At 35.5% G+C, this 21,322-nt stretch carries 20 protein-coding genes; 2 read left to right on the forward strand and 18 right to left on the reverse strand.

Annotated features, from left to right (window positions below):
• Positions 1-5 precede the first annotated feature (5 nt).
• From buk to NX902_RS15475, 4 genes are all read right to left on the reverse strand, one after another.
• On the reverse strand, positions 6-1,097 hold the full coding sequence (gene buk, locus NX902_RS15460) for a butyrate kinase (protein WP_341122982.1): 1,092 nt from the start codon (positions 1,095-1,097) through the stop codon (positions 6-8).
• A 21-nt stretch (positions 1,098-1,118) separates the two neighbouring features.
• A complete protein-coding gene (locus NX902_RS15465) occupies positions 1,119-2,747 on the reverse strand; it encodes a sigma 54-interacting transcriptional regulator (protein ID WP_341160832.1) in 1,629 nt (542 codons plus the stop codon).
• Between the two features lie 238 nt (positions 2,748-2,985).
• On the reverse strand, positions 2,986-3,708 hold the full coding sequence (locus NX902_RS15470; protein WP_163186055.1) for a glycerophosphodiester phosphodiesterase: 723 nt from the start codon (positions 3,706-3,708) through the stop codon (positions 2,986-2,988).
• 116 nt (positions 3,709-3,824) lie between these two features.
• Complete coding sequence (locus NX902_RS15475) at positions 3,825-4,025, reverse strand: cold-shock protein (protein WP_047941113.1); 201 nt, start codon at positions 4,023-4,025, stop codon at positions 3,825-3,827.
• A gap of 465 nt (positions 4,026-4,490) precedes the next feature.
• On the opposite strand from NX902_RS15475, the gene NX902_RS15480 reads away from it, so the two are divergent.
• Complete coding sequence (locus tag NX902_RS15480; protein WP_163186052.1) at positions 4,491-4,964, forward strand: hypothetical protein; 474 nt, start codon at positions 4,491-4,493, stop codon at positions 4,962-4,964.
• Positions 4,965-5,211: 247 nt separating this feature from the next.
• On the opposite strand, the gene spo0A is transcribed toward NX902_RS15480, so the two are convergent.
• Positions 5,212-5,994 carry a sporulation transcription factor Spo0A gene (gene spo0A / locus NX902_RS15485; RefSeq protein ID WP_047941117.1) on the reverse strand — a complete coding sequence of 261 codons (783 nt, stop codon included), beginning with the start codon at positions 5,992-5,994 and terminating at the stop codon, positions 5,212-5,214.
• 473 nt (positions 5,995-6,467) lie between these two features.
• On the opposite strand from spo0A, the gene NX902_RS15490 reads away from it, so the two are divergent.
• A complete protein-coding gene (locus NX902_RS15490) occupies positions 6,468-7,382 on the forward strand; it encodes a 1,4-dihydroxy-2-naphthoate polyprenyltransferase (RefSeq protein ID WP_095332869.1) in 915 nt (304 codons plus the stop codon).
• Between the two features lie 63 nt (positions 7,383-7,445).
• Here the strand turns inward: NX902_RS15490 and spoIVB are convergent, their stop codons facing one another.
• From spoIVB to NX902_RS15555, 13 genes are all read right to left on the reverse strand, one after another.
• Complete coding sequence (spoIVB, locus tag NX902_RS15495; RefSeq protein WP_095332867.1) at positions 7,446-8,738, reverse strand: SpoIVB peptidase; 1,293 nt, start codon at positions 8,736-8,738, stop codon at positions 7,446-7,448.
• A 210-nt stretch (positions 8,739-8,948) separates the two neighbouring features.
• The gene (gene recN / locus NX902_RS15500; RefSeq protein ID WP_123257905.1) at positions 8,949-10,637 is read right to left on the reverse strand and encodes a DNA repair protein RecN; all 1,689 of its coding nucleotides are present in this window, start codon (positions 10,635-10,637) and stop codon (positions 8,949-8,951) included.
• 16 nt (positions 10,638-10,653) lie between these two features.
• Entirely contained in the window at positions 10,654-11,103 is a 450-nt protein-coding gene (gene ahrC / locus NX902_RS15505) for a transcriptional regulator AhrC/ArgR (RefSeq protein WP_047941121.1), read from the reverse strand.
• A gap of 293 nt (positions 11,104-11,396) precedes the next feature.
• On the reverse strand, positions 11,397-12,227 hold the full coding sequence (locus NX902_RS15510; RefSeq protein WP_095332863.1) for a TlyA family RNA methyltransferase: 831 nt from the start codon (positions 12,225-12,227) through the stop codon (positions 11,397-11,399).
• 7 nt (positions 12,228-12,234) lie between these two features.
• Entirely contained in the window at positions 12,235-14,127 is a 1,893-nt protein-coding gene (dxs, locus tag NX902_RS15515) for a 1-deoxy-D-xylulose-5-phosphate synthase (RefSeq protein ID WP_163186049.1), read from the reverse strand.
• Positions 14,128-14,565: 438 nt separating this feature from the next.
• Positions 14,566-15,459, reverse strand: a complete 894-nt coding sequence (locus tag NX902_RS15520) for a polyprenyl synthetase family protein (protein WP_095332859.1) — start codon at positions 15,457-15,459, stop codon at positions 14,566-14,568.
• A 3-nt stretch (positions 15,460-15,462) separates the two neighbouring features.
• Positions 15,463-15,702 (reverse strand): exodeoxyribonuclease VII small subunit, encoded by a 240-nt coding sequence (gene xseB, locus NX902_RS15525; protein WP_047941124.1) that lies wholly within the window; start codon positions 15,700-15,702, stop codon positions 15,463-15,465.
• 2 nt (positions 15,703-15,704) lie between these two features.
• On the reverse strand, positions 15,705-17,051 hold the full coding sequence (gene xseA / locus NX902_RS15530; RefSeq protein WP_163186046.1) for an exodeoxyribonuclease VII large subunit: 1,347 nt from the start codon (positions 17,049-17,051) through the stop codon (positions 15,705-15,707).
• A gap of 192 nt (positions 17,052-17,243) precedes the next feature.
• Positions 17,244-17,636 carry a transcription antitermination factor NusB gene (gene nusB, locus NX902_RS15535; protein ID WP_047941126.1) on the reverse strand — a complete coding sequence of 131 codons (393 nt, stop codon included), beginning with the start codon at positions 17,634-17,636 and terminating at the stop codon, positions 17,244-17,246.
• A gap of 274 nt (positions 17,637-17,910) precedes the next feature.
• The gene (locus NX902_RS15540) at positions 17,911-18,318 is read right to left on the reverse strand and encodes an Asp23/Gls24 family envelope stress response protein (protein WP_095332855.1); all 408 of its coding nucleotides are present in this window, start codon (positions 18,316-18,318) and stop codon (positions 17,911-17,913) included.
• 15 nt (positions 18,319-18,333) lie between these two features.
• On the reverse strand, positions 18,334-19,692 hold the full coding sequence (gene accC / locus NX902_RS15545; RefSeq protein ID WP_047941128.1) for an acetyl-CoA carboxylase biotin carboxylase subunit: 1,359 nt from the start codon (positions 19,690-19,692) through the stop codon (positions 18,334-18,336).
• Positions 19,693-19,709: 17 nt separating this feature from the next.
• Positions 19,710-20,183 carry an acetyl-CoA carboxylase biotin carboxyl carrier protein gene (gene accB, locus NX902_RS15550; RefSeq protein ID WP_095332853.1) on the reverse strand — a complete coding sequence of 158 codons (474 nt, stop codon included), beginning with the start codon at positions 20,181-20,183 and terminating at the stop codon, positions 19,710-19,712.
• 578 nt (positions 20,184-20,761) lie between these two features.
• Positions 20,762-21,319, reverse strand: a complete 558-nt coding sequence (locus tag NX902_RS15555; protein WP_095332851.1) for a SpoIIIAH-like family protein — start codon at positions 21,317-21,319, stop codon at positions 20,762-20,764.
• Positions 21,320-21,322 lie beyond the last annotated feature (3 nt).

The following is a 21,322-nucleotide window of genomic DNA, read 5'->3' on the forward strand; positions in this document are numbered from 1 at the left end:
TATCTTCACTCCTCTCTTTCCCCATATTCTTTTGGTCTCTCTTCCTTACGTAATACTCTTAAAACACCTTCTGCTAAAGATTGACGTTCGTTTTCACCTGGATATACCATTATATCTGCAATCCAATTAACACGTTCCATAATTAATTTTACAAAACGGTTACTATAGGCCAGTTCACCTGTCAGGATAATGGCATCTACTTTGCCAAAAAGCACGGTGCTCGCACTGCCAATTTCTTTAGCAATTTGATAAGCTAACGCCTCGTAAATAAGAATATTGGGATTATCTCGTTTACCAAGCTCTTCCTCTATGTCAAAAGAACCTTCAGGCACTTTATTAAGATAGGATTTCACTCCAGAATGATACAATAATTGATGCTTCATTTCTTCATATGTAAATTTACCTGAATAGCATAAATCAACTAAATCACCATGAGGCAAAGTACCAGACCGTTCCAAACTAAATGGCCCTTCCCCATTTAAACCATTATTGACGTCTATTACTTTTCCTTTTGCATGTGCACCAATTGTAATTCCATCCCCAAGATGGGCAATAATCAAATGTGCTTCTTCATATTTTTTGCCTAACTCCATCGCTGCTCGTCTTCCCGTTGATTTATGATTAAGTGCATGAAAAACACTTTTTCTTGTAATGCTCGGATATCCAGAAACCTTCGCAATATCGTCCATTTCATCGACAACAACTGGATCAACTATATAGGAAGGAATCTCTAAATGTTCAGCAATGTCATAAGCGATGAGGGCTCCTAAATTGGAAGGATGCTCTCCTCTTGTTTGAGCGAACAGCTCCTCCCGCATAGCAGCATTTATCGAATAAGTTCCACCATCGATCGGTTTAAGCAGCCCGCCTCTTCCACAGACAGCTGCCAATTTGGAAAGGTTGATTCCTTTATTTACTAAATAAGATAAAACCTCATCTGATCGATATTTATATTGAGCAACAATCGAAGGGAATTCTAGCAATTTATTGGAATCATGGTGTAAATCATCTACAATAATCGGAACTTCATTTTCATATAAGGCGATTTCGGTTTCTGCTGCCCGTGGGTTTATGACCAATATGCGATATTTCCTCATTTTTATAAGCCCCTAAAAAATTTAATTTAAATGATACTTATCCAATTTATAGTATAAATTACGGACTGACAGACCCAATGTTTTAGCAGTTAATGTTTTATTTCCATCTAGCTTTCTCAATGTCTGTTCGATAATAACTTTCTCGTATTTCTCTACCAGGTCAGATAATGTTTGATTGTCAGCATTGGCTTCCTCTTGAAATTCCGCTTGTTGCTTTTTTATTACCTGCGGTGGCGCGAGATGCTCTAATTTGAGCACGGTATCTTCTTCCTTAGCTTGTATCATCGAAAGCTGGAGGATTGCCTTTAATTCAAGGATATTCCTTGTATAACCATAATTTTTTAATGCCGTCTGTGCTTCTGGGTCAATATCAGTTATCCATCTTCCACTGTCTTCGTTCAACTCGATAAGAAAATGTTTTGCTAGCAGATAAATATCCTCTTTACGTTCCCTTAAAGGTGGTAAGTATATATTTGATTTCATTAATTCATCATAAAGCTCCTCTAAAAAATCCCCTGCCATTAGTGCTTTTTCTAGCTTAATAGGGGAGGAAACAATGAGGCGAAAAGATGATAGCTGCTTCTCTTCCAGTTCTAATTCCTTCAATCTTTTTAAAAGCAAGGTTTGTTCAGCCATCGATAAACAGGTAATATTTTCAAGATATACAGTTCCTTTTGATAAAGGGTTCTTTTTATTTAAAAATGCTCGTAACTGTTCTCGATGCTTCTGTGGACGAATCCGTCTAAATAGATGAAACTTATTTCCACCCCAATTATGAATGGCATTTGCAAGCATAAACTTACCAGTTCCCTCTTCTCCGCGGATAAATATAACCTGTTTACTCCCTGCTGCTAACTTTGCCTGTTCAATAGCAAAGTTCATGGATGGAGACTGATATATAAAATCATCAAACTGAAAGCTTTGTTCTAATCCTCGGATAATGGCTTTTGTCTGTTGAAGTTCCTTTTTTAACTGAGCCGTTTCTGTTTCATTATGAAGAATTTGCAAACAGCCCTTTAATTTTCCATCCACTATAATAGGTGTACTTTTTACCGTTAAACATAAGGTGCCTGTCTGAATGATTATTTCTGCATCTCTTCTTGTTTGAATAACTTCTTCTCTATTTTTTTTCATTAATTGATGATTATTTTGCTGATCAAGAAGCACAGCCAATTCTTTATATGACGAATTTTGCATAACAATATGACCAAATTCATCTACTACAACATAGGCTTCTGCACTTTTTTGCAAAAGCAATGTTAGCAGCATTTGAAGGTTATCTTTATCTATCCAATGTCTTTTTTGAGTCTCTTCTTGTAATACCGCTACAGCACCGATTATACTATTATCTTTTCCTATCAATGGATAACGGGAAATAAGAAGATAATCCGTTTCAGAAACAGCAAACTTTTTCTGCTCCTCTATTCTTTTCGTATGTAATACTCTCATCATCCCACTGTTAGGGATAACGGATAAAATATGCTGGTCTTTTTGAAGTGAATATTGGTTCTGCATCAAACTTTGCGCACTTTTATTGAAATAAGAGATAAGTCCGCAATTATCTACTATAATTACGCCTTCCTTTATTTCATCAAAAAGCGTATAAGAGGTTGACTGTATCATTCGATCAATCATTCGCACACTTCCCATCTGTCTATCCGTGCAATTTATTTCATATCTATACTATACCTACTCCCTAAAAATTATGCAATTTTTTTCCCGTTTTCTTTTATTTCTGAAAAGTAGAAAGGTTATGTCTGTTTAAATATTTTGAGACGCTGACTCATTGAGGGGGAATATTCAAATAGTTGTTTAAGAATTCTTTTCTTGCAAAAAAAGGTTTTCCGCCTCTTCTCTATATTAGAGATTACAGCAGAAAACCCATTTTTTATGATTGTGTCAGGACAGTTCGTGCAATAATTGGCTCATCTGTAATAATGGCAGATATTCCAGCATCCATTAATGCTTGCATCGTTTTCGGATTATTTACCGTATATGCCCTAACTTTAATATTATTTTTTTCTGAGGTTTTTATTATCTCTGGATTTATCCGTTTATAATTAGGGTGAAATCCTTTAGCATTTATAGCATTGGCATAAATCCAAGGCTGATAAATTCCATCAGACAACAAAGGAGCTGTTTCAATTTCTGGGGCGATGCGATAAGTATGTACAAGACTATAATGATTAAAGGAGGAGAAAATAATTCTTTTTTCAAAACCATATTTGCGGATGAGCGCAATCGTTTTCTCTTCCATTCCTTCATATGCAACCTTGTTATTCTTCATTTCAATATTGCAGATTATGTCATTATCTTGCATCCAATCAAATAACTCGATTAATGTGGGAATAGGCTCATTTTCGGCCTGCTTAAATCGATGTCCTGCATTAAATGATCTTAAATCCTTATAACTGAATGCTTGCACATAGCCTGAAGCATCCGTTGTTCGATCAACCTTTTCATCATGGATGATGACTATTTCTCCATCCTTAGACATTTGAATATCAATTTCAATCCCATCAGCCTCTGCCTTTTCTGCCTCGATAAAAGCCTTCATTGTATTCTCCGGATAATGTGCCGAAAAACCTCTGTGTGCAAATATTTTCGTCATAACAAAATCACTTCCTTATGTAGAACTTCATTATATAAAGCCATTTACATAATGTTTTGGTTAGATGAAAAAAACAGGCCCTAACCTAAGTCAGAGCCTGTATTACTTTTGTTAAATTAGTTTTTTACTACGTTAGCAGCTTGAGGTCCGCGTTGACCTTCTTCTATGTCAAAACTTACTTCTTGACCTTCGTCTAAAGTTTTGAAACCTTCAGTTTGAATAGCGCTGAAATGTACGAATACATCTTGTCCTTCTTCTGTTTCGATGAATCCAAAACCTTTTTCTGCGTTAAACCATTTTACTTTACCTGTAGCCATTTCTTGTTTCCTCCTATGTGCTTTATGCACAAATGTATTACTATCCTTGCTCGTAGTAAAAAATAAAGAAATATGTATTTCTCAACTATTTTCTAAAGAACAAAAATAAGTCTCCTTAATAGTAACAGGTTAATCTGCAGAAAGCAAATCTTTGAACGATTATTTTTCAATTTTTTAAAATAAATTCCTTATTTTGGATTAATCAGTTAAATAATCGCGGGAATATAACTATATGGGCGTGTTTTTTATTCTAGCTATTTAAAGCGCTTCATTTTCTTGCTTTTTAGTATTTTGTTGTCCCCATTGCTTTTTGTTCCTATTTGCTTCCCTTCTTGAAAAAATTTTATAGGAAATCCCTAATCCCTCTCGAATACATGGTAACATTAATCTAAAGCAAGAATGGCTAAAATAGACTAGGCTGTTATATTAAAACATAATCCAATTAAGTAACAGAGAGGTACCATTATGTCTAGGATTGACGAAATAGAGGATGCTGAAATTTTATATTATGTATATAATTTAAACTGGCTATTACCTAAAGAAAATCAAGAGATAGCAATTGACTTTCTAATTAATTTGCCTCCAGATAAAGCCGATATGATTATCCCTAAATACGGGAAAGAGTGCTGGGAAAATAGTGTTAGGGTTATTAAAAAAATAGGATATCCAAACAATAAAAAAGCTTTACCTAAATTAGCAAGATTATTACAAGATAGAAATTGGCCAGGTTCTCTTGAAGCAATTGAGCTTTTTCGTGAACTCGGAAAAGCAATAGCTACCCCTTATATAGAACAAGAGTGTATTTCAGCATGCAAACAAAAGGATTTAGACTGGCTAGAGAATTTATTTTTTGCTTGTAATAGCTTAAATTATAGCGAGAATGATTTCAAACATAAAGATAGTTATAGATCCATGAAAAAAAGTGCTGAATCACTTTAATAGAGTAATAAATCTGTTTAAAGAGCCACTCCCCCCTAGGACACAAAAAGGTTGTTTTTCAACTTTTTAGGTCCTTTTATTTTCTTACTTATACTCAACAAAAACAAACCCAATAAATCGTTTGATTTATTGGGTTTGTTGGTAAAAATTTATTGGTTTAAATCCAAAGAGAAAGTTTATTTTTTACATATTGGTGGGTTTTACCGTTTCTCTAAAACCCACTCATAACCAGCAGCCCCTAACCCTCTCAAGAAGCCTTATGCTCCAGCCTTAATTTATCTGCCACAATCGCAATAAATTCTGAGTTAGTTGGTTTTGCTTTGGACATGCTGACAGTGTAGCCGAACAAGGATGAGATGGAGTCGATGTTGCCTCTGCTCCACGCCACTTCAATAGCATGACGGATTGCCCGCTCGACACGGCTTGCTGTTGTATTAAATTTCTTCGCGATATCTGGATACAATACTTTTGTAATGGATCCTAATAATTCGATATCATTATAAACCATGGAAATGGCTTCGCGTAAATAGAGGTATCCTTTAATATGGGCAGGAACACCAATCTCGTGAATAATACTTGTAATGCTTGCGTCCAAATTCTTCGTTTTTGGTTCTTGTGTTTTGAAAGAAGAAGAAGATTTTCTGACAAATCCGGTTGTTTTGCCACTTACTTGACGAATATGGCTTGCTAAATACTCCATATCAAACGGTTTTAAAATAAAATAAGAGGCACCTAATTCAACCGCTTTTTTTGTAACATCTTCTTGACCAAAGGCAGTTAACATAATCACGTTAGGCATAGGTTTATTCATTTGGCGCATTCTTTCTAATACGGCTAAACCATCTAAATGAGGCATGATAATGTCTAGCACCATCACGTCTGGTTCTAGCTGCTCTACTAGCTCTAGACACTCCTGGCCGTTATGGGCAACACCAATTACTTCCATGTCGTCCTGAGCATCTATATACTCTTCCAATAATCCTACCAGTTCACGATTGTCATCCACAATGCATACTTTTATTTTCTTCAACGATTGTTTCCTCCCTCAATCCAAATGTCTCTAATTTTATCTATATTTTTATTCTAAATGACATTTTCGACAAAGCAACCAAAAATCCTTTGATTTTATAAAAAAAACTTAAAAAATAGGAAAAACCCCATTATTTCTCTCATTTTCTCACGTTTTCGACTGATTTCGATATCCTTCATATTTTTGTCGAAAAATCTTTACGACTTTATTATACACAACACATGGCTATAGAAAAAGCAATCAAGTGACTTATCTTCCATATACCCAAACAATTTTATTTGGAAGAAAAAATTATGGCTTTTTTATGAATATTTTCTTGTTGGGATACAACTTTATGCGGTATTATTAAAGTTGGACACAAAAACGTCTAGTTTTTTTGTTTTTACATTTATCTGCATAAAACAGATAAAGCTTGCACAAATTTATTAAGTATTTGTGTTTTCATTTTCCCAAAGTATAGAAAGGATTTTTTTATGGAGAACGTCACTAAGGAAAACAACACTTATAAAATACTATGGAAGCTAACGAGACCGCATACGTTAACAGCTTCTTTTGTACCAGTTTCCATTGGTACGGTATTATCTTTCCCTCATGCCTCAACAAAATGGGGTTTATTTTTTGCCATGATGTTTGCTTGTTTGATTATTCAAATCGCAACCAACTTATTTAATGAGTACTATGATTATGTAAGAGGAATTGATACTGCAGATTCAGTAGGAATAGGCGGAGCAATTGTTCATCATGGGATGAAGCCAAAATTAGTTTTAAATATGGCAATCAGCCTATATATAATTGCACTACTTTTAGGTATTTATATTTGTTCTAATACTTCTTGGTGGATTGCATTAGTCGGCATTCTCGGCATGGCGATTGGCTATTTATATACAGGAGGTCCGCTTCCAATAGCTTATACACCTTTTGGAGAAGTTTTTTCTGGCATATGTATGGGATGTATCTTCATCCTTATCTCTTTCTTTATCCAAGCAGGTCACATTAGCGAGGAGAGCATCCTTATTTCTGTTCCAATCGCTATTCTAATTGGTGCGATTAATTTATCGAATAATATTAGGGATATTGAAGAGGATACATTAGGTGGCAGAAAGACGATTGCTATTCTTATCGGCTTTAACAAAGCGGTTAATCTACTTGCGGCATTATTTATCTTATCATACCTCTGGATTATTATTTTCGTTGCTCTCGGCTTCTTTAGTCCTTGGCTATTAATCGTACTGCTTAGTTTCAAAAAGCCATTAGATGCCATTAGGGGTTTTAAAGGAGATCGAAGCCAAACACCGATTGCCATGAAAAACACTGGTTTAACAAACACCATGTTTGGATTATTTATCACGGTTGGTTATTTGTTAGATTTCATTATGCAAAATGCGTAGTAGTAGTAATGTCTCATGTAAAAGGATTGTCGATTCATCCTTTTACATGAGACATTTTATTTTTTATGATGCTTTTTGCTCTTTTTCATAAATATCGATTCCTGCCTCATTTAACATCCATTCAATGTGAACCCCATATCCGCTTGTCGGATCATTTACAAATACATGGGTTACAGCTCCGATGACCTTGCCATCTTGAATAATTGGACTTCCGCTCATTCCTTGTACAATACCGCCTGTTTTGCTTAATAATTCTTTATCTGTCACTTTGATGACTAATCCTTTTGTCGCAGGATACTTTTGAGGGACAGAGCTTACTACTTCTATATCAAATAGCTTCACCTGATCATTATCTACAACCGTTAAGATTTGCGCTGGCCCTTCTTTTACTTGGTCTGATAACGTTATGGGCATTGGCTTATCCATTATGCCATTTTTAATTTGTTTATTTAATACACCAAATATTCCAAAAGGACTATTTGTTTTAATATCCCCGATTATTTCTTTATCTTCTGAAAATCTTGCTAATTTTTCACCAGGATTTCCATTACTTCCTTTTTCAATACTTGTTACAGTTGATCTTAGTACTTCTCCATCATCCACAACGATTGGTTTTTTTGTATCCATATCTGAGATTACATGTCCTAACGCTCCATATTTCATGGAGTCTGGGTGATAGAAAGTCATTGTTCCAATCCCAGCTGCTGAATCCCTTATATAAAGCCCTAATTTATATGTGTTATCCCCTTTTTCTTTTAGGGGCATCAACTTGGTTTTAAACTCCTCTTTCTCTCTTTTTACAACTAAATCTAAAGGTTTGTTTCCTTCGCCTGCTTTTTGAACAAAAGGTGCTACATCTGCCATTTTTTCTATTTTCATGCCATTTATTTCGACTATCATATCGCCAACTTTTATTCCAGCCTTTTCACCAGGTGATTGCTTTCCTTCTTCTGTATTAACCTGATGGTGCCCTACCACCAGTACGCCAACAGTATTTAGTTTCACCCCAATGGACTGACCACCGGGAATTACTTTAAAGTCTTTAAGAACATTCACATCCACTTTTTTTATTGGAATACCTGCAAGTTCAAGCATCATCTCATCTTTCCCACTAACTTTTCCTTGCAAAGAAAATTTCCCTTTTTCTTGACTTAATGCAACAACCGAATCTTCGTCTGCTACATTTGCTGTCACAGAAATCGCCTCACTATTGTTGATCTCCATTGATTGTCCTTCAAACAATGTAATGCTTTTTGGGATATGAAGATATTCTTGAAATGATTGATTACATACTAAAGATATTAATGAAACAAGGAGAATCCCACCAATTATTTTTCTAAGGATATCACTTTTCAATTCACTTCACTCTCCTCGCTTCTTTTCACCACTACTTCTCCGGCTACATTTATAAGTTTGCCTGTAACAGCATCATTTATAACTGTTAAAAATTTTAAATACCTACCCATAATGGATAATCTTTGCAATTAGTTTCCCATGCACCATTAAATAGACAACTCTTCATAAGAATAAAATAAACCTCTGCACATATACAGAGGTTTTACGTGTCTATATTTTATTCTTAGCTTTTTGCGCTAATTTTAACAGTTCTTTTGCATGTTTTTTTGTTAATTCCGTAATTTCCGCTCCTGAAATCATTCGTCCTATCTCTTTTACCTTATCTTGCTGCACTAATGGTGTTACAGACGTAGATGTGCGGCCATCTTCAATTTTTTTAGCGATAAATAGATGGGTATCTGCCATTGCTGCCACCTGCGGCAGATGGGAAATACAGAGCACTTGAGAATCAACCGACACATGGTGGATTTTCTCAGCGATTGCTTGTGCTACTCTTCCACTCACACCGGTATCAACCTCATCAAATATGATGGATGTCACTCCTTGATGCTTAGAGAAAATGCTTTTTAAAGCTAGCATCATTCTAGAAAGCTCTCCACCGGACACAATTTTGGATAGTGGTTTTAATGGTTCTCCAGGATTTGTAGAAATGTAAAATTCCACTTCGTCTATCCCTTTTTTCGTAACATTATTCTCATCTGCATGAATTCTTACTTCAAAAACAGTCTTTTCCATGTAGAGTTCTTTTAATTCTTGATGAATACTATCTGTGAGACGAAGAGCCGCTCTCTTTCTTAAGGCAGTCAATTCCTTTGCTTCCACTAAAAGATCTTTCTTAAGAGAGGCTAACTCCCTTTCCAACAAATCGATATGCGTTTCTTTGTTTTGTAATGTTTCTAATTCTTCCTCGATTTTCGCAGCATACTCTAAAATCTCTGCTACTGTTTTTCCATATTTACGTTTTAAGGTATTGATTTCATTCAGTCTTGTTTCAATCTCATTAAGCCTTTCGGGATCATATTCCAGGTAATCTAAAGCGCTTCTCATCTGTCTTGCAATATCCTCTAAAATATAATAGCTATTGGAGACAGATTCAGCCATTTCCTTATATTCGGTGTCTAAGCTTGCAGCTTCCTCCATATTTCCCATAACCTCGCCAAGCCAGTCCAGCCCCTTTTGTTCTCCTCTTAGGGCAGTATAACCTGTTTGTATGCTATCATAAATTTTCTCGAAATTGCTTAATTTCTTTCTTTCTTCTAACAGTTCATCATCTTCGTTGATTTTCAAATGAGCACCTTCAATTTCATTGAACTGAAACTGTAGTAAATCAAGTCGTTGGGCCATTTGCTGTTCATTTTCTGTTAAATTCATAAGTTTCTTTTGAGTTTGTGTATAAGATCGATAAATTTCTTCATATTCTTCTAAAACAGGAGCTAATTCTCCCATTGCAAAAGTATCCAGCAACTGTAAATGCTTTGTTTCATCCATTAATTCTTGATGTTCATGCTGACCGTGAATATCAATTAAAGTGGAACCTATTTCTCTTAATACGGCGATTGTGATAAGCTTGCCATTTATCCGGCAGACACTCTTACCAGATAAAGCAATATCTCTTCTTAATACAATAGCACCCTCATCTATATCGATACCAAACTCATTCATTTTTTGAAAACAGGGATGACCGTCTTCTATATAAAATAGCCCTTCTATTTCTGCTTTTTCTTCTCCATGCCGAACAAATTCCGCCGAACCGCGGCCGCCAACTAATAAATTGATTGCATCAATAATGATAGACTTTCCTGCGCCCGTTTCACCAGTTAATACAGTCAGCCCCTTTTTAAAGGATATGGATAGACTTTCAATGATTGCAAAATTTTTAATCGATAATTCACTTAGCAATTAATGTCCCCCCAAATTAAAGCATATCAAGAAAACGATCACTAATTTTCTTGCCATCATCTGCAGTGCGACAAATAATTAGACAGGTATCATCTCCACAAATCGTCCCCAATATTTCATCCCAATCAAGATTATCAATTAATGCTCCAATCGCTTGTGCATTACCTGGCAACGATTTTAGAACAAGCAAATTTTCAGCTGAATCGATTTTCACAAAGGAATCCATTAACATTCTTTTTAATTTTTGTAATGGATTAAAGCGCTGATCAGCTGGTAAGCTATATTTATATCTGCCATCCTGAAGTGGCACTTTCACTAAATGCAGCTCTTTAATATCTCTTGATACAGTAGCTTGTGTTACATTATATCCAGCACTTTTCAGTTCATCTACTAATTCATCTTGTGTTTCAATATCATTATTTGTAATGATTTCTCTTATTTTTATATGCCTCTGGCCCTTATTCATATATTCCATCCTTTATCATTGGTTATCATTTTTATTTCCTTATGTATCACTTTTTATTAAAAGTATTTGTTCCTTATCATACGTTCATTCGATTTTTTTAGACAAGCTTCCTTTTATCTATTTTACCGTGTTTGTTCGTCTTTTTACAAGAACAAAGAAAACAAAATACATTTCCGCTCTATCTTTATTCATGCTAGACAAGCCAAAAAAGGGTCAGCCTGCATGGAGAACCTTTCCATTAGCATCCCACGCACTAATAGTTCTCTTGCTGCAGTCAAACCCTTTTACATAGCTTATTCTTCCGTTTCTTTTTTTGCTTTCAATTCGGAATGTGCCGCTTCTACCGTCTCTTTTATTTGATAATAATGCGTTTTTTCCTCTGCACATTCATCCCAATAGAGGTGAAGTAAAAATTCAATATTACCGTCTCCGCCGGTAATTGGTGAAAATGAGAGGTTTTTAACGATATATCCTTCTTTTATAGAGAAATCAATAATTTTTTCTAAAACAGATTCATGAACTTTACGGTCTCTGACAATTCCTTTTTTCCCAACTTGTTCTCTTCCAGCTTCAAATTGTGGCTTCACTAAAGCAATAACATCACTGCCGGAAACTAATAATGTCTTTAGGACTGGTAAAATTAGCTTCAGAGAAATAAAAGAAACATCAATCGAAGCAATATTCGGCATCTCGCCTTTTAAATCGACAGGAGTTACATAACGAAAGTTGGTTCTTTCCATGACAATCACACGTTCATCTTGTCTAAGCTTCCATGCTAATTGATTATAGCCTACATCCAATGCATAAGATTGTTTCGCACCATTTTGCAGGGCACAATCCGTAAATCCTCCAGTCGAGGAGCCAATATCAAGTAAGACTTTATCTTTCATATCAACATCAAATATTTTAAGTGCCTTTTCAAGTTTTAAGCCACCTCTTGACACATATTGAAGCGTCTTTCCTTTAACAGATAACTTAGAATCTGCATTTATTTTTTCACCGGGTTTATCTAGTCTATTCTCTTCACAGTAGACTATTCCAGCCATTACAGCTCTTTTTGCCTTTTCCCTTGTTTCGAATAAACCTTGCTCAACTAATAATACATCAATTCTTTCTTTCTTCATGAATGCTCTAAGCCCTCTTTTGTTTTTTTCTAGCAATGGCTGAAATTCTTTTTACAACTTCCTCTTTTGTTAATTTTATTTCTTCTAATAATGAATTTACATCTCCATGCTCAATGAATTCATCTGGAATTCCCATGCGATCTATTACATTTGCTCCAAAACCATGGTCATGGGCATATTCGATACAATAACTTCCAAATCCGCCTTGCAGTATAGCTTCTTCAATCGTTAAAATTGGTATTTGCTTTTTCAATAAGTCAGAAAGCATTTTTTCGTCTAACGGCTTAATGAATCTCGCATTTACCACTTTAACATGAATCCCTTGTAATTCAAGCTGGTTGGCTGCTTCCATTGCCATTTCAATCGTTGTGCCAAATGTAAGAATTGCTGCATCAGATCCTTCTCTTAATACTTCCCATGTACCAATTGGAATCGTCTTTAATGTAGAATCGAGCTCCACACCTATGCCATTTCCCCTTGGAAATCTCATTGCAATTGGGCCATCATTGTACTGTATTGCCGTATTTACCATGTGCTGCCCTTCATTTTCATCTTTAGGCATCATTAAAACTAAGTTTGGCATATGACGTAAAAACGCAATATCATAAATACCTTGATGGGTTTCCCCATCTGCTCCTACTAAGCCAGCACGATCGATGCCAATAAAGACATTTAATTTCTGACGGCAAACATCATGAAGCATCTGATCATAAGCTCTTTGTAAAAAAGTCGAATAAATAGCTAAAAACGGCTTCATTTTTTGTGTGGCAAGTCCAGCTGCTAATGTTACAGCATGCTGTTCCGCTATCCCAACATCAAGCATTCGACTAGGAAATTCTTTTGCAAATGATTCCAATTTTGAGCCAACTGGCATGGCAGGAGTAACAGCAACGATTCGATCGTCTTGTCTTGCCAATTTTAACACCGTATCACTCACTAGTTTACTCCATGCCGGTGCAGTGATAGCAGGTTTTACAAAATCTCCTGTTTCTATCTTATAAGGACCTGTTCCATGCCATGTACCGATTTTATCTTTTTCAGCCGGAGAAAACCCTTTACCTTTTTTCGTAATGACATGCAGTAAAACAGGGCCAGATGTTTTCTTTGCATAGTTTAGCTGTTCAAATAAGTCGTCATAATCATGACCATCAACTGGGCCTAAATACGTAAAACCTAACTCTTCGAAAAACACACCAGAAACTAACAAATATTTAAGGCTATCTTTAATTCTTTCAGCAGTTGCAGCCATCTTGCCACCTACGGCAGGAATTTTCTTTAAAAGCATTTCTAGTTCATCTTTTACCCATTGATACTTCCCAGCAGTTCTTAATCTTCCTAATACTTGGTGAAGAGCGCCAACATTTGGAGCAATCGACATTTCATTATCATTTAAGATAACAATAATGTTTTTCTTTTCGTCGCCAATATGATTTAGTGCTTCAAGAGCCATCCCGCCTGTTAAAGCTCCATCCCCAATAATAGGAATGATATAGGAATCTTCCTTTTTTAAATCTCTTGCAACAGCCATTCCCATTGCAGCAGATAAGGAAGTAGAGCTATGACCTGTTTCCCATACGTCATGCTCACTTTCATTCATTTTTGGAAAACCACTTAAGCCTTTATATTGTCTAAGCGTATCAAAATCCTTTGCGCGGCCAGTCAATATTTTGTGAACATAAGATTGATGACCTACATCCCAAAGAAATTTATCTTTTGGACTATCAAAACATTTATGAAGAGCAATGGTTAATTCCACCACTCCTAAGTTCGGACCGATATGGCCGCCAGTTTGAGAAAGTCTATTAATTAAAAAGTGACGGATATCTTCACTAAGGCTATTCAGTTCCTCGTTCGATAATCCTTTTAAAAAAGCTGGATTTTCTATAGACATTAAATCCATTTGTAACAACTCACTTTCATTCAGTATATAACCAATAAAGCGATGAAAAATACTGACTAATTGGTATATCTTCCTTCCGTTTAACCATTTGATTTATCAAGATCGTATTATATATTAGAATACCTTATTTTTATCAAAAAACCTAATTTATTCGTATTATTAAATATGTATTATACCATTTCTTCACTGATAATAGTAGTAATTCTACATAGTTAGCAAACAGAGTACTTTCGCGCTTAAAAGAAGGATGCCTCAAAGCGGAACATCACTAGTGCTTTTTACAAATTATCTTTTGAAAAAAGCATTAGCAATGTCAAATATTGAGACACCCTAATATGTGTTATTCGTTATTCTAAATAATATTTCCTAATATATATTTCGCTTAGTTTTATTATATACCATCTATAAAAAGCTTTTAAACCGTTTAGTAAGGATATTTTAATTATTTCTATAGCCAATTAAATCTGTAATTTCTTCTAATAGGAAACGATCAAAATTCAAACCGGAGAGAAGGTCTTTAGCCTGTTTAATATGCAGCTCTAATTCTTTTTTTGCTCCATCCATTGTTAATATTTTCGGATAGGTGCTTTTATGGTTATCCGTATCGCTGCCAATTGGCTTTCCAATCACTTCTTCATCCCCTTCTAAATCGAGAATATCGTCTCTAATTTGGAAGGCTAAGCCTAGATGATAAGCAAAACGTTTTAATGTTTCCAATTCCGTGCTAGTAGCATCTGCTAATAACGCGCCAATTATGATACTTACTTCTAATAGCTTTCCTGTTTTATGTAGATGTATATGTTCAAGATCACTTTGATTTAACGTCTTGCTTTCCCCTTCAATATCAGCAACTTGTCCACCTACCATCCCTTCTGCTCCAGCTGCTTTTGCTAAAAAGCCAATACTAGCAAGAATCTTATCGGATGGGATATTCTGGTTTGTCATATATGTCATGATTTGAAAACTATATGTAAGAAGTGCATCACCTGCTAAAATAGCAGTCGCTTCTCCGTAAACTTTATGATTCGTCGGTAAGCCTCTCCGCAAGTCATCATCATCCATACTTGGTAAATCATCATGAATCAAAGAATAAGTATGAATCATTTCAATGGCAGTCGCTGGCAGCAAACCTTCAAGTGGATCTCTTCCAAATGCTTTGAGGGTAGCAAATAAAAGCAGTGGTCGGATTCTCTTCCCCCCTGCATTTAAGGAATAGAGCATGGAATCTTTTAAACTGGAAGGAGCATTAAGCTTCTCGACATTTTTCTTTAATTCTTTTTCTAGTACTTCTTTATAGTCTTTTGTAAATGCTGACAAAGAAATTTTATTCAAGTGTTATTCCTCCTCAGCGATAGAAAAAGGTTGTTTTTTGCCGTTTTCTAGCACTACTTCCGCTAATTGTTCTTCGACATTTTTTAATTTTTCATGACAGTATTTAGAAAGCTCCATTCCTTTTTTATACGTGTTGATAGCCTCTTCTAAAGGAACGTCTCCTTCCTCTAGTTTTTCAACGATTCGTTCTAATTCTTCCATCGCTTCTTCAAAGGTTGGCTTATTTTCTCGATTAGTTGCCATGTTTATCTCTCCTTTATCTCCATAATTTCTGCCTGTACCGTACCATCGGCCAAGTTTAATTCAATATGCTCCTTAGGCTTAACTTGCTTTATACTGGCTATTAATTTCCCATTTTGATCATATGCTACATTGTAGCCTCTTTCCATTATCTTCAACGGACTTAATGCATCCATCTTTCCTATTGTCGAAAGAAAAGACTGCTTTTTAGTTTGAAGAATTAGCTCCGTATTACGAATCATATTTTTTTGTAAATTAGCCAAATCTTGTTGTGCCTTCATCACATATTGATGTGGGTGATTTCTTACTAGCTGCTTTTGCATTAATTGATGCTGATTATTCTTTTGCTCAAAAACTCTTTGTACATTTCGTATTAATAATTCTGTCTGTTTGTCTAATTGCTCCATTTTTTGATCGTATAAAACCTTAGGATAACGAAAAGCATAGGAACGTTGAATTCTATTTAAACGTAACTTTTGCAATTCTACTTTTTCTTTTATCCCTCTTATTAAACGGCTTTGTCTAGAATAAATTCGTTCAACTAGCTCATCGATATGAGGAACAGCAAGCTCTGCTGCACCAGTTGGTGTCGGTGCACGCATATCTGCAACGAAATCTGCAATGGTAAAGTCTGTTTCGTGACCGACAGCAGAAATAATGGGAATTCTGGAAGTAAAAATGGCTCTGGCAACGATTTCTTCATTAAAAGCCCATAATTCTTCAATGGAACCGCCGCCCCTGCCTACTATGAGGACATCAATTGCAGGAGACTCCTGTTCATTCGCCCGTTGAATTGCCTTTACAATAGAAAGAGCCGCTGCTTCACCTTGTACTAACGCAGGATAGATTTGGATGTTTGCAATAGGGTAGCGTCTTTTAATGGTTGTAATAATGTCTCTAATCGCAGCTCCGGTCGGTGAGGTAATAACACCAATGGTTTTCGGATATTTAGGGATTGCCTGTTTATGGTCTGCAAGAAACAATCCTTCTTGTTCCAATTTAGCTTTCAACTGTTCATAAGCAAGATAGAGCTGACCAATGCCATCTGGCTGCATATCTACCACATACATTTGATATTGCCCGCTTGATTCATAAACGGTAACACTTGCTTTAATCAGCACTTTCATCCCATTTTCAGGCGTAAACTTCATTTGCTGATTATTCCGGGCAAACATAACTGCTAAAATTCTGGCTTTCTCGTCTTTTAAGGTGAAATACATATGCCCACTTGAATGTTGCTTAAAATTGGATATTTCGCCTTTTACCATGACTTGCTGTAAATGAGGATCTGCATCAAATTTTCTTTTTATGTATTTCGTCAAAGCATGTACCGTTAAATACCGTGATTCCATTTATAAAAACTCCTTATACAGGATGGAAAAAGGGGTGTAGTATCGTACACCACATCCCTTAATCATTCATGTTTATAGGTTATAGAAGGAAACAATTTAGGATGATAACAAATCATATTTGCTGATATTGCAAAATAGATTTACATTGTCCACTAATCAGTCTTTTTCATCAAACCAACGTTTCTCTTAATATTACTGATTTTCTTTTATCTTTGATAATAATCCATTAACAAATCTACCAGATTGATCATCACCATAAAGTTTGGCAATCTCAACAGCTTCATCAATCGCAACATTTACAGGTACATCATCTGCTTGTCCATAAATCATTTCATATGTGGCAAGACGTAGAATGTTTCGGTCTACATTTGCAATTCTTTCTAACGTCCAATTTTCTAAATATTGCTTTATGGTTTCATCAATAGAAACTTGATTATTTAATACCCCATCCACTAATTTTGTAAGGTAGGGATCAGATTTTTCTCCTTCTAATACATGCTCTATTGCTGTTTCTTTGTCTATATCACTAATATCAATTTGAAATAGTGCCTGTAAGGCCTTTTCTCTGGCAGTTCTTCTCTTCATTATTTAAGCTCCTTTAAAATCCTTCCATAGGTTTAAGACAACCTATTTAGCTATGCTACATGAATAATAGCATAAATAAAAACAAAACTCTATCTTACAAGAAAAAAACCTATAATTAGTTTACTATTCTGGTCATTCTCACAAAAACAAAGACTGTCCATAGAAAAAACTTATAGCAACTAAGAGGAAGACCTATTAGTTACTATTTTGTTCTTTCCTGTTCAGCCTTTGTTATTTAAAGTCATTCTATGCTAATTTTAGGGAGTAATATTCCTTACATTTCTTGCTGTAATTCAGGTTCTTGTTTTGCTGTTTCGAACTGAACACCAACAATATGAATATTTACTTCCTCTGTTTCCAAGCCAGTCATATTGATTAACGTTTGACGAATGTTATCTTGAATTTGCTGAGCAACATGCGGAATAGATACACCAAAATTCATTACACAAAATACTTCCACTTTTATTCCTTCTTCACTGAGGTCGACTTTTATGCCTTTGTTATGGAGCTTTTTCCCGAACTTTTCCACAACACCAGATGCAAAATTGCTTCTCATTTGTGCAACACCTTCTACTTCAGAAGCAGCAATACTTGCGATAACCTCAATTACTTCAGGAGCAATTTCTACTTTTCCTAGACCAGTATACTCTTGGTTCATTTCTAAACTTGTTGTTTCGCTCATTACCTATTCCTCCTTTTAATCTTCTGATTTCATTAAATCATACATTTCTAAAAACTTTGTGTTGAAGTTGCCTGCCACAAACTTTTCATGATTAAGGAGATTTAAGTGAAATGGAATCGTCGTATCGACACCTTCGATTACAAATTCACTCAGTGCTCGTTTCATGCGGGAAATAGCTTCTTGTCTAGTAGATCCATAGGCAATCACTTTCGCAATCATACTATCATAGTACGGAGGGATCGTGTAACCAGGATAAGCAGCTGAATCAATACGTACTCCTAAACCACCTGGCGGTAAATACATCTTAATTTTCCCTGGTGAAGGCATGAAATTTTTCGCAGGATTTTCTGCATTGATACGGCATTCAATTGCCCAGCCAGTAAATGTAACATCCTTTTGATTATGTTCAAGAGGTTTACCTGATGCAACTAGTATTTGTTCTTTAATTAAATCAATACCTGTTACCATTTCTGTTACTGGGTGTTCTACTTGAATACGAGTATTCATTTCCATGAAGTAAAATGCTTGATTCTGATAATCAAAGATAAATTCAACAGTTCCTGCACCTGTATAATTTACTGCAGCTGCAGCTTTTACAGCAGCATCTCCCATTTTCGCCCGCATTTCTTCAGTTAATACTGGAGATGGTGTTTCTTCCAACAGCTTCTGTAATCTTCGCTGAATCGAGCAATCTCTTTCGCCCAAGTGAATGACATTCCCATAATTATCAGCAAGCACTTGTACCTCAACATGGCGGAAGTCCTCGATATATTTTTCTAAATATACACCTGCATTTCCAAACGCCGTTAATGCTTCTTGCTGGGTAATGTTAATCCCCTTAATCAACTCTTCTTCTGTTTTGGCTACACGGATACCTTTACCACCGCCACCTGCTGTAGCTTTAATAATTACTGGATATCCTATTTCTTTTGCTAATTCCATTCCCTCTTCTACATCTTTAATAATGCCTTGGGAACCAGGTACAATTGGCACACCTGCCTGACGCATTGTTTCTCTTGCAACATCTTTTGTCCCCATTTTATTAATAGCCTCTGGACTAGGTCCTACAAACGTGATTTTGCAATCTCTGCAAAGTTCTGCAAAGTCAGCGTTCTCTGCTAAAAAACCATATCCAGGATGGATAGCATCACATCCTGTTAAAGTTGCTACACTAATTATGTTTGTAAAGTTTAAATAACTGTCTTTTGAAGCTTTTGGTCCAACACAATATGCTTCATCTGCGATTTGGACATGTAAAGCCTCACGATCTGCTTCTGAGTATATAGCTACCGTTTGAATATCCAGCTCCCGACAAGCTCTGATAATACGAACAGCTATTTCTCCTCTATTTGCGATTAATAGTTTTTTTATCATGGATTAACCCCTCTTTGTTACGCCTTTACTAGGAATAATGGTTCCCCGTACTCAACAAGTTCTCCATCTTTTACAAGGATTTCTACAATTTCGCCATCTACTTCTGCTGTAATTTCGTTAAATAGCTTCATCGCTTCTACGATACAAACAACAGAATCCTTTGTAACCTTATCCCCCACTTTTACAAATGAAGGAGAGTCTGGAGAGGCTGATTGATAAAAAGTTCCTACCATTGGAGAAGTAATTTTATGTAAGTTATCATCACTTGATTTAACAGGTGTGTCTGCAACTACACTTTCTACTGCTACCTCTTTTGTTGCTTTGGCTTCTTGTTGTTGAATGGTTTTTGTCACAACTGGAGCTTGTGCTACTATTTCCCCAACGTTCTTTTGAATTTCAACTTTCACACCATCTTGTTCATATAAAAAATTGCTAATAGTCGATTCATCTATTAATTTTATTAGTTCTTTTATTTCTGAAATCTTTAACATATAATTGCACCCCTTAAATCATTCTATTAGGACTAGATACTAATATCATACGATAAGACCTTATGATAATTCAATATGCATCTTTAAAACATGACTTTTTTGCTACTAAATCTTTTTTCAAATTTTTCTCAGAAAGCTAAATCTGTAGGAAATCATCTCTCTTTCTACCTACTTATCATACCACTATCTTTTTAAAATAACTAATTAAAGCTGACCAATTATCCGAAATCGCTTACTATTATATTTACTTTAAAAAAAGAGCAAAAATTAATTATCGTGAGGTGGAAAGCTTCTGAAAGAATATCGGAAGTTTTCCCCTCATAACCGTCGTTTTAAAATTCCATGCTATTTTCTTAAATGAGACTGCTGCTCTTCGAATTATCTAATCTCACTTTCAAATACGCTTAACTGAATTTCTCCAAAGAGATAAGATATGTTGAGGAGAAAGCTTCATTATCTTCCTGCTACTCGTGCTGATCTATTTAAAAAACTGTAGTCACTTACTAGCAGTGATCTACAGTTTTAAACGTACTATTCGCTTTTCCCCTCTTCTTGTCCTTGCTGCTTCATATCTCTATTTATTTCGGATCAATTTTTACCGCAACATTTGCATTTGGTGCATCCATATTTTTGCGGACAAGCTGAACAATTTCATTGGCAGCATCTGCGGAAAGTTCTTCTGCTTTCACTGTTACTTTTACTGTGCCATCATCAGCAGTCTGAACAAGTACATCATCATAGTTTTCTGCTTTAATAAGGCTTTCCATTATCTTTTCATTATCTGTCATTTCTTGAAGTTCATTGATTTTTTCAGTAGCTTCATTTTTTTCTTCTGCTGTTTTATCTTTAGATCCTTGAATGGTTACTAACTCTTCTTTCATTTTGTCACGTTGTTCCATTAAATCTAGGCGCATTTGTTCAAATACTGCTTCAGAATCTGTAGTAGTAACTGTGCTTTCTCCTTTGCTATCTTTGGCTGCTTCTTCTGCATCATTGCTCTTTGCTTTATTATTATCTTCCTCTGTTGCTGCAAATTCATTTAATCGGGATTCCGGTGAAGTAATATAGTATACCGACAACACAACTACCAAGCTTAACATTGTTAACAACCATACCGTTTGCTTTTTTAATAACATCTA

The organism is Niallia sp. FSL W8-0954 (assembly GCF_038005605.1).
GTDB classification, from domain to species: domain Bacteria; phylum Bacillota; class Bacilli; order Bacillales; family Cytobacillaceae; genus Niallia; species Niallia circulans_A.